We start from the raw sequence: 14,102 nt of genomic DNA, 5'->3' as shown, positions 1-14,102 counted from the left end.
GGGTTGAAATGGGAGACAACCATGATAGATCTCTACACCGCTGCGACCCCGAATGGCCACAAGGTCTCTATCGTGCTCGAGGAACTCGGCCTGCCCTACACGGTGCACGCCTTGAGTTTCGACAAAAAGGAACAGAAGTCCGAGGGCTTCCTCAAGATCAATCCCAATGGCCGGATTCCGGCGATTGTCGACCGCGCCAATGGCGATTTCGCCGTGTTTGAATCCGGCGCGATCCTGATTTACCTGGCTGAACTGAGCGGCAAGCTACTGCCAAAAGACCCCAAGGGACGTTCAGTGGTCCTGCAATGGCTGATGTTCCAGATGGGTGGAATCGGCCCGATGCAAGGCCAGGCCAACGTGTTTTTCCGTTATTTCCCGGAGAAACTCCAAGGCGCCATCGACCGCTATCAACATGAAACCCGTCGCCTCTATGAAGTGCTCGACACGCGTCTGCAAACCGTGGAGTTTCTGGCCGATGAATACAGCATTGCCGACATCGCCACTTATCCGTGGGTCCGTGGCCATGAGTGGTCCGGTGTCGAGGTCGACGGTTTGCCAGCCTTGCAACGCTGGATGGCGACCATGGAGGCGCGTCCGGCGGTGCAGCGTGGTTTGCTGGTTCCCGAGCGCATCGATGACGCCAGTATCATCAAGGGCGCCCAGGCCATGCTGATCCGATGAGTCTATCCATGCGTTCACTCAGTCTGCTGGCGCTGTGTTGTTTCAGTCCCCTGTTGTTTGCCGCCGATGTCCCGGGCAGCCAGGACCTGCCGGTCGTGCCGCGTATGGCCGATGCGCAGATCGTCGACTATCGTCCGGTCGCCGAACTTGAGCGGATCTATCCACTGGGTTCTATCCGCAAGATCAGCGGTCAGTTGCGTTTCGACGGTCAGGTCAGCGCCCGGGGGCAAACCACTTCGGTGACCTACGAGTTGCCACCGGAGCACTCCTCTACCGACGCCTTCACCGCCGCTCGTGAAGCCTTGCAGAAACAGGGCGCCGAGCTGCTGTTCTGGTGCCAGGCGCGTGATTGCGGCGAAAGCAGCCTGTGGGCCAATGAAGTCTTCAGCAACGCCAAGCTCTATGGCGCTGATGATCAGCAGGCGTATCTGCTGTTGCGTCTGGCGGCGCCACAAGACAACACGCTGGTGGCGCTTTACAGCATCACGCGCGGCAATCGCAAAGCCTATCTGCACGTCGAACAGTTTGACGCCGCCGCGCCGCTGGGTGATTTGCTGCCGACGTCTGCAACCTTGCTTCGAGAACTCAAAAGCACCGGTGAGCTCGATTTTCCCAAATTGACCGGCGATCCTGACGATGCCTGGCTGCGCCTGATCTCTCGTGGGCTGAATCTGGACACCACGTTGCGGGTCAGTGTTTCCGGGCCGAAGGCCGAAGCCTGGCGTCAGGCACTGATCGGACAGGGTGTGCGTACCGCCAGGATGGAAGCCGGCAGCATCGACGGCGCTGGCTTGCACATCCAACTGTTGCGATAAGCTTTATCGGGCGAACGTGCAAGCCGCGTTCGCTTACTCTTTTGCTGACTGACTTTTTTCGAGATTTAGATGATCAATAACGATCGGCTGTTGGTGCAGATCCTGCTCCTGGTGCTGTTTGGCGCGAGCTTCTGGGTGATGGCGCCATTCTGGTCGGCGCTGTTCTGGGGCGCGGTGTTGGCGTTTGCCAGTTGGCCGCTGATGCGTCTGCTGACCCATTGGCTTAATGGCCGCGAGTCTCTGGCGGCGGCATTGCTGACGCTGGGCTGGATGTTGGTGGTTGCGGTGCCGTTAGTTTGGCTGGGGTTCAACCTCGCGGACCATGTGCGCGATGCCACGGCGTTCATCAAGGATGTGCAAGTCGATGGGCTGCCGGAAGCGCCGACCTGGCTGGGCAGTGTGCCCTTGGTGGGTGAGCGGCTGGTGGGGATCTGGAACAGCATCGATCAGCAGGGCGCAGCGATGATGCTGGCGGTCAAACCTTATCTGGGCCAGGTCGGCAATTGGTTGCTGGCGCGCAGTGCGCAGATTGGCGGCGGGATTCTCGAGCTGACGTTGAGTATCGTCTTTGTGTTCTTTTTCTACCGTGACGGGCCGCGTCTGGCAGCGTTTATTCATGGGTTGCTGGAACGGCTGATTGGTGACCGTGCCGGGTATTACATTGAATTGGTGGCGGGCACGGTGCAGCGGGTGGTGAACGGTGTGATCGGGACGGCAGCGGCCCAGGCGGTTCTGGCGCTGATCGGGTTCTTGATTGCTGGGGTTCCCGGGGCGCTGGTGTTGGGGATTGTTACATTTTTGCTGAGCCTGATTCCGATGGGACCGCCACTGGTGTGGATTCCGGCCACGGCGTGGTTGGCGTGGAAGGGTGAGTACGGGATGGCGGTGTTTCTCGCAAGTTGGGGGACGTTCATCATCAGTGGCGTCGACAACGTGCTCAAACCGTATCTGATCAGCCGGGGCGGAAATTTGCCGTTGGTGATTGTCCTGCTTGGGGTGTTTGGCGGGTTGATTGCCTTTGGGTTTATTGGCTTGTTCATCGGCCCGACATTGTTGGCGGTGGCCTACAGCTTGCTGACCGACTGGAGCAAGAGCCAGTCTCGGGTTGAGGATCGCCGGCCCTGAGATTTTTGTTGGGGCTTAGGGCCTCTTCGCGGGCAAGCCTTGCTCCTACAGGTTTAGTGCATGACCGTAGGAGCGAGGCTTGCCCGCGAAGCTTTTGATTTAAGTGGCCTCGTTCAGGTATTTGCCCACGGTCGCCACGTTGTCGAGCGAGTACTGCTTGCTCAGGTTGGCGATCATTTTGTTCAGGGCTTCGGTCACGTTCGACTGATCGGTGGAGCTGTCCGTGTTTCTCGCGCGGCCGGCTTGCAACGCCACTTTCAACTCATCGCTGCTGATGGCGCCGTCACCGTCGGCGTCCAGGGCGCTGATCAGCGCGTCAGCCAGTTCGGTGTTCGGTGCCTGGTCCCGTGGCGGCGGCGGAGGGGCCATCGTGGCCATCTCTTCACCGCTCATGCTGCCGCTGTCGTCGCTGTCCAAATCGGCGAAATTCTTGCTCAGACTGACCAGCAGACCGTCGTCGGTTTTCTGCGGCAGGGCGCTCTTGAGTTCATCCTGATCCACCGCGCCATCACTGTTGCTGTCGAGTTTGGCGAGCAGATCTTTCTGAAATTGCTGACTGCGGGCGGTGCTGGTTGAGGTGCTGTTGGTGCTGGTATAGCTCGTGTAACTGCTGACGCTGCCGATCATTGGGCTCACTCCTTGGAATGGGTAGCCGGTGGATGCACCGGCTTATGCAGCCTCAAGGGGCAAGTTGTCGTGGGTATATGGGGTTTGTACCGAACGGTACACGCAACCCGGATCCTGTGGGAGCAAGCTCGCTCCCACATCGGATTTATGTGGGGCTTAGAGGCGGGGCAACCGGATAACGGCGGTCAAACCACCACCGGGGGTTTCTTCCAGGCTCAACTGACCGCCCAGCCGTTCAGCCGCCTCGCGGGCAATCGTCATGCCCAGCCCGACGCCACCGAAGTTGCGGTTGCGCGAACCTTCCAGACGAAAGAACGGCTCAAACACCGCTTCACGTTTATCCGCCGCGATACCCGACCCATGGTCGATGACCCGGATCACCAGGGTTTCGCGAGTGTCTTGGAGCGTAATCACTGCCTGCCCGGCATAACGCAGGGCATTGTCCAGCAAGTTGTTGATGCACGAGCGCAAGGCCATCGGCTGCACTTGCAACGGTGCGCAGTGGCCGCTGGTGAGAACATCGGCGCCCTGGTCCTGGGCGTTTTCACTCAGGGATTCGACCAGCGCCTGCACATCCATCCATTGCGCCGATTCGCTGGTGCGCTGTTCGTGCAGGTAAGTGAGGGTGGCGTCGAGCATGCTGATCATGTCGTCCAGATCCTGACGCATCTGGCCTTGTAGTTTGTGGTCGTCGATCTGCTCCAGTCGCAGCTTGAGCCGCGACAGCGGCGTGCGCAGGTCGTGGGAGACGGCGCCAAGCATCCGCGAGCGTTGCTGCACTTGTTCACGAATGCGTTGCTGCATCTTGTTGAAAGTGTGCGCCGCTTGCCGTGCTTCCCGTGGGCCGGATTCATCCAGAGGTGGACTGTCGAGGTTTTCGCTCAGTCGCTCGGCAGCATCGCTCAGGCGCTGGATCGGCCGGCTCAGCAGTTTGGCACCGTACCAGGCAGCGATGATCAGCGAGACCAGTTGAAAGGTCAGCGGCACCAAAGGGCCGCCGAACCACGGTCGAGGTGGCCGATTTTCGAAGCGCGGGTCCATCGGCGGGCGCTGTCCGTCGACGTTTTCGGAAAACCCCGGCGGCGATGGGGGCGGCGGCGGGCCGTAATGGCGAAACCAGAAAAATGCCAGCAGGTGCGCCAGGATAATCGCGATCAGCAACACACCAAACAGGCGGCCGAACAGCGTATCGAAGCGTGCACGCATCAGCCGATATCTCTGGCGTCGAATAGATAACCCTCACCGCGAACGGTTTTGATCAGCTGCGGCGCTTTCGGGTCATCACCGAGTTTCTGGCGCAGGCGCGAGACCAGCAGATCGATGCTGCGATCAAAGGCTTCGATCGAGCGACCGCGAGCGGCGTCCAGCAGTTGTTCGCGGCTGAGTACCCGGCGCGGACGTTCGATGAACACCCAGAGCAAACGGAACTCGGCGTTGGACAGCGGCACCACCAGGCCATCAGCGGCGATCAACTGACGCAGCACGCTGTTCAGGCGCCAGTTGTCGAAACGGATGTTGGCGCGCTGTTCAGTGCGATCATCGCGCACCCGGCGCAGGATAGTCTGGATGCGCGCCACCAATTCTCGCGGTTCGAACGGCTTGGCCATGTAATCGTCGGCGCCCAGTTCCAGGCCGATGATCCGGTCGGTCGGTTCGCAGCGGGCAGTGAGCATCAGAATCGGGATGTCCGATTCGGCGCGTAGCCAACGGCACAGCGACAAACCGTCTTCGCCGGGCAGCATCAGGTCGAGCACCACCACGTCGAAATGTTCCGCTTGCAGCGCCAGGCGCATCGCGGCGCCGTCGGTGACGCCGCTGGCGTGAATGTTGAACCGGGCCAGATAGTCGATCATCAGTTCGCGGATCGGGACGTCATCGTCGACGATCAGGGCGCGAATGCTCCAGCGTTTGTCGTCGCCGGGCGCTTTTTGATCGTCGTTCACAGGGGCGTGGGTGTTGTGCATGCGTGCGTTCATCTGCCAGGTAGGCTGCCAACCACAAAGATAGGCTGCGAGGTTGTGGTTTCAGCATAGGCGTCCGGCCCGGAGGCGGGAAGTGCTGTAAGGACGTGTTGCGGCTGCCGAAGGTAACGTTGAAGGGTGTTGCAGACATGTCATGTGTGTATCTGACTCGACACAATGGGTGCAAGAGCTAGTCTTGCTTGAGCCGCCTCGACGAATTACCGATCATCGGGTCCCGCAGAGGCGCTGGTTCCGCTACAATGCGCGCCGATTTCGACCTGCCTGAGAGCCCACTCATGTCCGCCTGCCAGACTCCTATCATCGTCGCCCTGGATTTCCCCACCCGTGACGCCGCACTGAAGCTGGCCGATCAGTTGGACCCGAAACTGTGCCGGGTCAAAGTCGGTAAAGAACTCTTCACCAGTTGCGCTTCGGAAATCGTTGGCACCCTGCGTGACAAGGGTTTCGAAGTATTCCTGGACCTCAAGTTCCATGACATCCCGAATACCACCGCCATGGCCGTCAAGGCGGCTGCGGAAATGGGCGTGTGGATGGTCAATGTGCACTGCTCCGGTGGTTTGCGCATGATGGCCGCGTGCCGCGAAGTGCTCGACCAGCGCGCCGGTCCGAAACCATTGCTGATCGGCGTGACCGTGCTGACCAGCATGGAGCGTGAAGACCTGGCGGGTATCGGTCTGGATATCGAGCCGCAGGAGCAAGTGTTGCGTCTGGCAGCGTTGGCGGAAAAAGCCGGGATGGATGGTCTGGTTTGCTCGGCTCTGGAAGCCCAGGCCCTGAAATTGGCACACCCGTCGCTGCAACTGGTGACCCCGGGGATTCGTCCGGCGGGCAGCGCCCAGGACGATCAGCGCCGCATTCTGACGCCGCGTCAGGCGCTGGATGCCGGTTCCGATTATCTGGTGATTGGCCGTCCGATCAGCCAGGCAGCGGATCCGGCCAAGGCATTGGCGGCCGTAGTCGCCGAACTCGCCTAAACGCCGCTAAACCTGTGGGAGCGAGCTTGCTCGCGATGAGGGCGTGTCAGTCGACATCAATGTTGTCTGATACACCGCTATCGCGAGCAAGCTCGCTCCCACAGGGTTTTGTTTGCGTCAGGTTATGTTTTAAACCTTCAACACCAACTTCCCGAAATTCTCGCCGCTGAACAACTTCATCAGCGTCTCCGGGAACGTCTCCAGTCCTTCAACAATATCTTCCTTGCTCTTGAGCTGCCCCTTGGCCATCCAGCTGGCCATTTCTTGCCCGGCGGCGGCGAACTGCGCGGCGTAGTCCATCACCACAAAACCTTCCATCCGCGCGCGGTTGACCAGCAGCGACAGGTAGTTGGCCGGGCCTTTGACCGCTTCCTTGTTGTTGTACTGGCTGATGGCGCCGCAAATCACCACCCGCGCCTTCATGGCCAGGCGACTCAACACCGCGTCGAGGATGTCGCCGCCGACGTTATCGAAATACACGTCCACGCCTTTCGGGCATTCGCGCTTGAGGCCGGCGTGGACGTCTTCGTTTTTGTAATCGATGGCACCGTCAAAACCCAGTTCGTCGATCAGGAATTTGCACTTGTCCGCGCCCCCGGCAATGCCGACTACCCGGCAACCTTTGATCTTGGCGATCTGCCCGGCAATGCTGCCCACCGCACCGGCCGCGCCCGACAGCACCACGGTGTCGCCAGCCTTTGGAGCACCGACATCGAGCAGGGCGAAATAAGCGGTCATCCCGGTCATGCCCAGGGCCGACAGATAACGCGGCAGAGGCGCCAGTTTCGGATCGACCTTGTAGAAACCTCGTGGCTCGCCGAGGAAGTAATCCTGCACACCCAGGGCACCGTTGACGTAGTCCCCGGCCGCAAAGCCTGGATTATTCGAGGCAACGACTTTGCCTACACCCAATGCGCGCATCACTTCGCCGATACCGACCGGCGGGATGTAGGACTTGCCCTCGTTCATCCAGCCACGCATGGCCGGGTCCAGGGACAGGTATTCGTTTTTGACCAGAATTTGACCCGCAGCCGGTTCGCCGACCGCTACTTCTTGATAGGTGAAGGTCTCACGGGTCGCCGCGCCCACCGGACGTTTGGCAAGCAGGAACTGGCGATTGGTCTGGGTAGTCATGACAGGCACTCAAGATGAATGAAGACTTGTTGATAGACCTTCAAGATCGATGCCGCAAGTTTGGCTGATGCGGCGAATGCACATCGATCCAGTGCAGTGATAGTCGGGCGGGCGGTTTTATCACTGTCACTCATGGGCACCCAACCGGCCTTCTGATAGTGCTGCCGCGCCGCAGGCCCTTGTGGCTAGATTGAGAACACGCGATCCCCCGCATCTTCTCTTCGAGGACATAACAATGAGCATGACGTTTTCTGGGCAGGTCGCCGTTGTGACGGGCGCCGCGAATGGTATTGGCCGCGCGACCGCCCAGGCGTTCGCCGCTGAAGGCTTGAAAGTGGTAGTGGCCGACATGGACACGGCCGGGGGCGAAGGCACTGTGGCGCTGATTCGTACGGCGGGCGGCGAAGCGACCTTCGTGCGCTGCAACGTCACGCTGGAAAGCGATGTAAAAAATCTGATGGACGAAGTGGTCAATACCTACGGCCGTCTCGACTATGCCTTCAACAATGCCGGCATCGAGATCGAGAAAGGCAAATTGGCCGAAGGTACGGTCGACGAGTTCGACGCGATCATGGGCGTCAACGTCAAAGGCGTCTGGTTGTGCATGAAATACCAGTTGCCATTACTGCTGGCCCAGGGCGGCGGTGCAATCGTCAACACCGCATCGGTAGCCGGCCTCGGGGCTGCGCCGAAGATGAGTATTTACGCGGCGTCGAAACATGCGGTGATCGGCCTGACCAAATCGGCGGCCATCGAATACGCCAAGAAAAAAATTCGGGTGAACGCGGTGTGTCCGGCAGTGATCGACACCGACATGTTCCGCCGCGCCTATGAAACCGACCCAAAGAAAGGCGAGTTCGCCAATGCCATGCACCCCGTCGGACGCATCGGCAAGGTCGAGGAAATTGCCAGTGCGGTGCTGTACCTGTGCAGCGACGGCGCAGCGTTCACCACGGGGCATTCACTGGCAGTGGACGGTGGTGTCACGGCGTTCTGAAGCCAGGCACTGCGACGTAGGATAAAACCCGCATTTGTGCGGGTTTTTTTTCGGTTCCTTAAAGGAGCCGGACAATGTGTTTCAAATGGTTAGAACCGAGGGTTTTAGCGGCGTTGTCGCACAGCTGATTGACCACTCCTGTGATTAACTGTTTCCCGCAAAACGGACAGGAGTTTGCTTGCTCATGGAGTTGAGAATCGATCGACAGGCATTGGTGCCGGTCGTACAGCAAATCGTCGACGCGCTAGCCTGCTGGCTTTGCCGTGGCGAGGTGCCGCCGGGGACGCGTTTGCCTTCCGTACGGCAAATCGCCCGGATCAATTTGCTCAGTCAGTCCAGCGTCGTTGAGGCCTGTGAGCGTCTGGTGGCTCAAGGGGTGCTGGCGTCGCGTCATGGCGCCGGTTTCATTGTCGCTGTGCCAGCGCTGGCCGCTCAGGGGCAACAGGATTGTCCCTGGTTCGAGGGGGCAGAAGTGAAGCAGGGCGGCACCTCGGGCGAACTCAAACTGGGGTGTGGCGGACTGCCCGAGAGCTGGCGCGAAACTGACGACCTGAGCTACGCGATTCGTCAGGTCAGTCGCACCGACATGACCGGCCTGTTCAACTACAGCACGCCGCTGGGCCTGCCAGCCTTGCGCCAGCAGATCCACAAACGCCTGAAACATCTGGATATCGTGGTGGAGGAAAGCCGGATCCTGACAACGGCGGGTGCCAGTCAGGGGCTGGACCTGATCGTGCGGACCTTGTTCAAACCGGGTGATTGCGTGGTGGTGGAGAATCCCGGTTATTCCTTGCTGTTCGATTTGCTCAGGCTGCACGGTGTCAGCATGATCGAGGTGCCGCGAACCCCGCACGGACCGGACATTGAAGCGCTTGAGGCACTGCTGGTTAAGTACAGGCCCTGCGGGCTCTTTATCAATAGCTTCTATCACAATCCCACTGGCAGCAGCCTGGCGCCGGTGGTGGCGCAGCGTGTTGTGCAATTGGCCAAAACCTATGGCCTTCTGGTAATCGAGGATGACGTCTATGCGGATTTGCACAGCGGCCCCGGCACGCGCCTCGCTGCGTTGGGTATCGATGACAACGTGATCTACGTCGGCAGCTACTCCAAAACCCTCAGCAGTTCCTTGCGGGTCGGTTTTGTAGTGGCCGGCGCCGGGGTTATTTCGCGGCTGGCCGAAGTCAAGATGATCAGCAGCATGGGCGCTTCACGGTTTTGCGAGTCGGTGCTGGCAAGCCTTTTAGCCAGCGGTGCCTACCGCAAACTGGTACAGCGCCAGCGCCAGCGTTTGAGCAATGACAGGGAGGCTGCGTTGCAAGTGCTTGAAGACGCCGAATGGGAGGTTTTCGGCAAGCCGGTTGGAGGTCTGTTCATCTGGGCGCGATCGCGGATGTCCGACTACGCTCAGGTGCGCAAACAAGCCCAGCGCTTCGGTGTCCTGTTGTCTTCTGCGACGGCATTCAGTCCCACCGCAGAGGCCAGTGACTGGCAGCGTATCAATGTGGCCTATGCCTGTGATCCGCGAGCCCGGGCGTTTTTTCAGGCCACCGCTCGGGATCGACCTCAAGCGTTCTGAAAACGACGTGGGCGTAGCTTTTTGCCATTATTCCGACGCCAGAGACTTGTGTTGACACAGGCCCGTTGCGAATCTGCATCAACAGACTATGTCAGGGGACTAAGTGCAATGATTTCGGCCGTGCAAGGACGTTTTGCCAACCTCGGTATGGCGAAAAAACTGGGTGTCGGGTTTGTACTGGTGCTGCTGTTGACAGCCTTGGTGGCGGCCATCGGCGTATGGTCCCTGCAAACCATCAGCCAGCGCTTCGACGGGCTCAAGCAGATGTCATCGCTCAACAGCGATTTGCTCAAGGTGAGACTGCTCGAGCAGGAATACGCCTTGCACGGTAACCCCAAAACCGCCGATGCCTTGCGCGAGGGCGTTGACGGCCTGATCGCCCTGGCAACCCAACTGAAAGCGGCGTCTGCGGCCAACGTGCCGGTGATGAATGACGTCGAGCAGTCCCTGGGGGCTTATCGCAAGGCCTTTGACGAGTTCGTCTCGCTCAGCCAGGCCAAGGACCTGGCGCTGGAGATGGCCAGTTGGTCAGTGTCCAGCGTGGCCAATAACCTCGACGTGCTGCAGGCCGGGCTGGCGGATGACGGCGCTTATACCTTGAAGGAATCCGAAGGCAAGGACGGTGGGCAGTTCATCGAGCAGGCCAATCAGGTCAGCCAGGTGTCGCGGTTGATGTTGCAAGCCATGAACGAAGCGCGTGTGCGCCTGGACCTGAGCCGCAAGGGCGACGACAGCGCAGGGCAGGGCAAGATTGAACAGGCTGACCAGGCACTGACCCAGGCCGAGCAACTGAAAACCACGGTCAAGGATGAAGGTTACCAAACTGTCCTCAATGAAGTGGTCGGGCACATTGGCGGATTCAGCGAAAAACTCGCTGAGTACACCGGCCTGCTGGCGCAGGAAAAAACCGTTTATCAACAGCTGCATCAGCGTGCCGCTCAGGTGGTGGAGCGGGTGGATCAGGCCTATGTCGCCGAAGACCAGTCGATGCAGGCAGAGCTGAAAAAGAACTCGCTGCTGATCATCGGTTCCTCGGCGCTGGCACTGCTGGTCGGGCTGATTGCGGCCTGGGTGATTACCCGGTTGATCGTGGCACCGTTGCGCAGTGTGATCCGTGTCGCTCAACAGATTGCCTCGGGCGATTTGAGTGCGACGGTTGAGGTGACCCGTCGTGACGAGATCGGGCAGTTGATGCAGGCCATGCAACAGATGGGTGCCGGGCTGAGCAGTATTGTCAGCGGTTTGCAGGCGGGCATCGAACAGTTGGCCAGTTCAGCGCAGTCACTGTCGGCGGTGACCGAGCAGACCAATCTTGAAGTCAGCAGCCAGAAGGAAGAAACCGAACAGGTCGCTACCGCGATGAATCAAATGACCGCCACCGTGCATGACGTTGCGCGGAATGCGGAGGAGGCTGCCCAGGCGGCTCAGACGGCGGATGGCAAAGTTGAAAGTGGCCAGCAGGTGGTGCGCCAAAGCATGGCGCGGATCGAGCAGTTGGCGGATTCAGCCACCTCGGCCAGTTCGAGCATCGAAAGTTTGAGTGCCGAAATTCAGAACATCGGTACGGTGCTGAGCGTCATCAAGAGTGTGGCCGAGCAGACTAATCTGTTGGCTCTCAACGCCGCGATCGAAGCGGCTCGAGCTGGCGAGCAGGGCAGGGGCTTTGCGGTGGTGGCCGATGAAGTGCGGGCCCTGGCCAAGCGTACTCAGCAATCGACCGAGGAGATCGAACGATTGGTGAGTGCCTTGCGCTCGGCGGCTCAGTCTTCTGTTCAGCAGATTCAGAACAGTGGCGAGCTGGTGAAGCTGGCGGTGAGTGATGCGTTGCAGACTGAGAGTGCGCTGGGGAGTATTGCGGCGGCAGTGTCTTTGATTCAGCAGATGAACCAGCAGATTGCAGCGGCTGCCGAGGAGCAGAGTTCAGTGGCTGAGGAGATTAATCGCAGTGTCACGAGTATTCGCGCCAGCGCGGATCAGTCTTCGTTGGCGATGCAGGGGAATGCGGCTTCCAGTATTGAGTTGGCGCAGTTGGGGGTTGAGTTGAAGGGGATGGTGGGGCACTTTCGGCTCTGATTTTTGATGAGTACATATCCGTTGCTGCGGTAACGGCCGCTGGCGGTTTCGCCCTTACGGCAACTCACTTTTTTTCAAACCGGAAACGCCAAAAAAAAGTAAGCAAAAAAAGGCTCGCCCCGAGCGTCCGGCCCCTCGCTTAGGCTCGGCGTTCCTTCGTTCCGGCATTCATCAGGGGGCATCGCCTCCGGTTGGCTTCGCTTCAACCTCCTCTCGATGTGTTCGACGGCGTCGAACGGCGCTACGCGCCTGCCCCCCAGATGAACACCTCCACTCAGCCTCCCGAAGGGGCGGGTGGATCAAGATCAAGAGCTGCAGGCGAGCTAACGCTCGGCCTGTTGAGTGGTGGAGGGCGGTGGGTGTACGCCGCTTCATTGTGGGAGCGAGCTTGCTCGCGATGGCGGCCTGATAGTCAACCTTTCTGTCCTGGCTGTACCCGCCCATCAAACTCAACGCAAAAAAAAGCCACCTGTTCCGGTGGCTTTGTTTTCTGCTTTCTCTGATCAGTCGTAGATTGCTTTTTTCTTCCAGTCCGCATCGGCCTCGACGTCTTTGAGGCCTTCGGTCAGCTGGTTCACTTCGCCTTCTACCGGGGCGATGTTGTCCATGACTTGGGCGTTGGCGCGAGCCAGCAGTTTTTCCAGGTATTCCAGCTGTTCGGCGTAGACCTGGGGTTCCTGTTGTTTGCGCAGGTATTGCACGCCGCGTTCGAACGCCAGACGGGCCTGGCCGGGCTGGTTCTGTTGCAGGGCGTGCTGGCCGAGGTTGTTGAAGAATTCGATGTGCAGCAGGACGAGGATGTGGCGAACTTCGCGGATCCAGCGTTTGGCTTCGTTGGTGGGCAGGAAGCCGTCCTGTGCAGCACGGGTGATTTGGCCGTGCAGGGCTTCGAGCAGGAAGCGTACGTCCTTGGCTTTGGCTTCGGTCTGGATCGGTGCCGGCGGGTTGTTGACCGGGATCGATTCGCCCTGGCCAACCAAGGCGCTCAATTCGCCAATGCGAGCCTTGAGGTTGGAGCTGGTTTTTTCCAGATGGAGCAGGCGTTGGCAGACGTTCAGTTCCAGACGGGTCAACAGCAGCTTGAGTGCCGGTGTCATCAACTGGCCGGGAAAGGTCTCGGTGATTTCGCCGCAACGACGCAGACGATCGTTGAGCTCAACCTTGGTGCGGGCCTTTTCCAGCTTATTGTTTTCCACCACATGGTTCATGTAGCCAATGGCGATCAATAGTGCGATCCCGGCTACGACTAGCAGGGTGATCATGAGTGGTGTCACCGGTAAGACCTCTTTATGGGGTTCGCGTGCGAGTGTAGTGGCTTGGCATTGGCACGCATAGCGCCGCTTGGCGAGTTGAATCGGCTACTGCACTGCCTGTATCGGCCGCGTTCCTGCTTATATAAGTAATAGCGTGCGAGGTGCACATTGCCATCATCTTTGGCGCGGGTGGACTATAACGTCTTGGCGGATGTCAGAATATAGGCGTCAATCGCCGGGCGACGGAAAAGCCGGATTAGTGTCGCAAAGCAGGGCGAAGTCATTGATTTAAATAAATTTATATCTGGGGGTTGACGACCCCTCAATCCATCCATAGAATGCGCGCCACTTACAGCGTAAAGCACACAGCGAAACGCGGTAGGAAGTGAATGTTGTACGTGTGTCCCCTTCGTCTAGTGGCCTAGGACACCGCCCTTTCACGGCGGTAACAGGGGTTCGAGTCCCCTAGGGGACGCCAATGCGGGAATAGCTCAGTTGGTAGAGCACGACCTTGCCAAGGTCGGGGTCGCGAGTTCGAGTCTCGTTTCCCGCTCCAATTTTAAACAGCGTTGCTTTCGGGCAGGGCTGAGTGAAACCAGAACCGATATCTTCGGATGCGGATTTGGGCACTGAAATACACACCATGTGTTTCAGTTAGCGTGTCCCCTTCGTCTAGTGGCCTAGGACACCGCCCTTTCACGGCGGTAACAGGGGTTCGAGTCCCCTAGGGGACGCCATTTGCGGGAATAGCTCAGTTGGTAGAGCACGACCTTGCCAAGGTCGGGGTCGCGAGTTCGAGTCTCGTTTCCCGCTCCATATTTAACGAAAACGCCGCTCAGCAATGAGCGGCGTTTTTGTTTGTGCG

12 protein-coding genes, 4 tRNA genes and 1 pseudogene are annotated in these 14,102 nt (G+C 59.3%); 12 read left to right on the top strand and 5 right to left on the bottom strand.

Features of this window, described 5'->3' with window-relative positions:
- Window positions 1–21 precede the first annotated feature (21 nt).
- The 3 genes from ACYZT7_RS24370 to ACYZT7_RS24360 all read left to right on the top strand — a co-directional run bounded on the left by ACYZT7_RS24370 (window position 22) and on the right by ACYZT7_RS24360 (window position 2,621).
- Window positions 22–681: a glutathione S-transferase family protein gene (locus ACYZT7_RS24370; protein WP_462038533.1), complete on the top strand. Its 660-nt coding sequence runs from the start codon at window positions 22–24 to the stop codon at window positions 679–681.
- Between the two features lie 8 nt (window positions 682–689).
- The gene (locus tag ACYZT7_RS24365; protein WP_462038532.1) at window positions 690–1,496 is read left to right on the top strand and encodes a DUF4892 domain-containing protein; all 807 of its coding nucleotides are present in this window, start codon (window positions 690–692) and stop codon (window positions 1,494–1,496) included.
- 69 nt (window positions 1,497–1,565) lie between these two features.
- A complete protein-coding gene (locus ACYZT7_RS24360) occupies window positions 1,566–2,621 on the top strand; it encodes an AI-2E family transporter (RefSeq protein WP_462038531.1) in 1,056 nt (351 codons plus the stop codon).
- A 99-nt stretch (window positions 2,622–2,720) separates the two neighbouring features.
- Here the strand turns inward: ACYZT7_RS24360 and xopAW are convergent, their stop codons facing one another.
- The 3 genes from xopAW to ACYZT7_RS24345 form a co-directional block, all read right to left on the bottom strand.
- Window positions 2,721–3,248, bottom strand: a complete 528-nt coding sequence (gene xopAW, locus ACYZT7_RS24355) for a XopAW family type III secretion system calcium-binding effector (RefSeq protein WP_462038530.1) — start codon at window positions 3,246–3,248, stop codon at window positions 2,721–2,723.
- Window positions 3,249–3,404: 156 nt separating this feature from the next.
- Complete coding sequence (locus ACYZT7_RS24350) at window positions 3,405–4,454, bottom strand: sensor histidine kinase (protein ID WP_462038529.1); 1,050 nt, start codon at window positions 4,452–4,454, stop codon at window positions 3,405–3,407.
- Window positions 4,454–5,212 (bottom strand): response regulator, encoded by a 759-nt coding sequence (locus ACYZT7_RS24345; protein ID WP_008029291.1) that lies wholly within the window; start codon window positions 5,210–5,212, stop codon window positions 4,454–4,456. The genes ACYZT7_RS24350 and ACYZT7_RS24345 overlap by 1 nt, the downstream gene beginning before the upstream one ends.
- 293 nt (window positions 5,213–5,505) lie before the next feature.
- Here ACYZT7_RS24345 and pyrF point away from each other — a divergent pair, with 293 nt between their 5' ends.
- The gene (gene pyrF, locus ACYZT7_RS24340) at window positions 5,506–6,204 is read left to right on the top strand and encodes an orotidine-5'-phosphate decarboxylase (protein WP_462038528.1); all 699 of its coding nucleotides are present in this window, start codon (window positions 5,506–5,508) and stop codon (window positions 6,202–6,204) included.
- 129 nt (window positions 6,205–6,333) lie between these two features.
- Here the strand turns inward: pyrF and ACYZT7_RS24335 are convergent, their stop codons facing one another.
- On the bottom strand, window positions 6,334–7,338 hold the full coding sequence (locus tag ACYZT7_RS24335; RefSeq protein ID WP_462038527.1) for an NADP-dependent oxidoreductase: 1,005 nt from the start codon (window positions 7,336–7,338) through the stop codon (window positions 6,334–6,336).
- 235 nt (window positions 7,339–7,573) lie between these two features.
- On the opposite strand from ACYZT7_RS24335, the gene ACYZT7_RS24330 reads away from it, so the two are divergent.
- The 4 genes and pseudogenes from ACYZT7_RS24330 to ACYZT7_RS24315 all read left to right on the top strand — a co-directional run bounded on the left by ACYZT7_RS24330 (window position 7,574) and on the right by ACYZT7_RS24315 (window position 11,984).
- Window positions 7,574–8,335, top strand: coding sequence for an SDR family oxidoreductase (locus ACYZT7_RS24330; protein ID WP_462038526.1), 762 nt, complete (start codon window positions 7,574–7,576; stop codon window positions 8,333–8,335).
- A 184-nt stretch (window positions 8,336–8,519) separates the two neighbouring features.
- Window positions 8,520–9,911, top strand: coding sequence for an aminotransferase-like domain-containing protein (locus ACYZT7_RS24325; protein ID WP_462038525.1), 1,392 nt, complete (start codon window positions 8,520–8,522; stop codon window positions 9,909–9,911).
- A 108-nt stretch (window positions 9,912–10,019) separates the two neighbouring features.
- Window positions 10,020–11,123, top strand: a pseudogene (locus ACYZT7_RS24320) (HAMP domain-containing protein); the annotation flags it as partial.
- Window positions 11,103–11,984 (top strand): methyl-accepting chemotaxis protein, encoded by an 882-nt coding sequence (locus ACYZT7_RS24315; RefSeq protein WP_371317146.1) that lies wholly within the window; start codon window positions 11,103–11,105, stop codon window positions 11,982–11,984. The pseudogene ACYZT7_RS24320 and the gene ACYZT7_RS24315, both read left to right, overlap by 21 nt.
- 503 nt (window positions 11,985–12,487) lie before the next feature.
- Here the strand turns inward: ACYZT7_RS24315 and ACYZT7_RS24310 are convergent.
- Complete coding sequence (locus ACYZT7_RS24310) at window positions 12,488–13,246, bottom strand: hypothetical protein (protein ID WP_462038524.1); 759 nt, start codon at window positions 13,244–13,246, stop codon at window positions 12,488–12,490.
- Window positions 13,247–13,639: 393 nt separating this feature from the next.
- On the opposite strand from ACYZT7_RS24310, the gene ACYZT7_RS24305 reads away from it, so the two are divergent.
- The 4 genes from ACYZT7_RS24305 (at window position 13,640) to ACYZT7_RS24290 (ending at window position 14,053) form a co-directional block, all read left to right on the top strand.
- A tRNA-Glu gene (locus ACYZT7_RS24305) sits at window positions 13,640–13,715 on the top strand.
- Window positions 13,716–13,717: 2 nt separating this feature from the next.
- Window positions 13,718–13,793: transfer RNA gene (locus ACYZT7_RS24300), tRNA-Gly, on the top strand.
- A 105-nt stretch (window positions 13,794–13,898) separates the two neighbouring features.
- Window positions 13,899–13,974 (top strand) — tRNA-Glu (locus ACYZT7_RS24295).
- Window positions 13,975–13,977: 3 nt separating this feature from the next.
- Window positions 13,978–14,053: transfer RNA gene (locus tag ACYZT7_RS24290), tRNA-Gly, on the top strand.
- Window positions 14,054–14,102: the final 49 nt, after the last annotated feature.

The sequence above is a fragment of the Pseudomonas sp. RT4P38 genome (assembly GCF_054897765.1).
This window is presented reverse-complemented; position numbering and strand designations above follow the sequence as displayed.

Excerpts from the sequence above, each read along its gene's own strand:
- ACYZT7_RS24370 (WP_462038533.1), top strand. The coding sequence starts at position 22 with ATGATAGATCTCTACACCGCTGCGACCCCGAATGGCCACAAGGTCTCT.
- ACYZT7_RS24365 (WP_462038532.1), top strand. The coding sequence starts at position 690 with ATGCGTTCACTCAGTCTGCTGGCGCTGTGTTGTTTCAGTCCCCTGTTG.
- ACYZT7_RS24360 (WP_462038531.1), top strand. The coding sequence starts at position 1,566 with ATGATCAATAACGATCGGCTGTTGGTGCAGATCCTGCTCCTGGTGCTG.
- xopAW (WP_462038530.1), bottom strand. The coding sequence starts at position 3,248 with ATGATCGGCAGCGTCAGCAGTTACACGAGCTATACCAGCACCAACAGC.
- ACYZT7_RS24350 (WP_462038529.1), bottom strand. The coding sequence starts at position 4,454 with ATGCGTGCACGCTTCGATACGCTGTTCGGCCGCCTGTTTGGTGTGTTG.
- ACYZT7_RS24345 (WP_008029291.1), bottom strand. The coding sequence starts at position 5,212 with ATGCACAACACCCACGCCCCTGTGAACGACGATCAAAAAGCGCCCGGC.
- pyrF (WP_462038528.1), top strand. The coding sequence starts at position 5,506 with ATGTCCGCCTGCCAGACTCCTATCATCGTCGCCCTGGATTTCCCCACC.
- ACYZT7_RS24335 (WP_462038527.1), bottom strand. The coding sequence starts at position 7,338 with ATGACTACCCAGACCAATCGCCAGTTCCTGCTTGCCAAACGTCCGGTG.
- ACYZT7_RS24330 (WP_462038526.1), top strand. The coding sequence starts at position 7,574 with ATGAGCATGACGTTTTCTGGGCAGGTCGCCGTTGTGACGGGCGCCGCG.
- ACYZT7_RS24325 (WP_462038525.1), top strand. The coding sequence starts at position 8,520 with ATGGAGTTGAGAATCGATCGACAGGCATTGGTGCCGGTCGTACAGCAA.
- ACYZT7_RS24315 (WP_371317146.1), top strand. The coding sequence starts at position 11,103 with ATGCAGGCCATGCAACAGATGGGTGCCGGGCTGAGCAGTATTGTCAGC.
- ACYZT7_RS24310 (WP_462038524.1), bottom strand. The coding sequence starts at position 13,246 with ATGATCACCCTGCTAGTCGTAGCCGGGATCGCACTATTGATCGCCATT.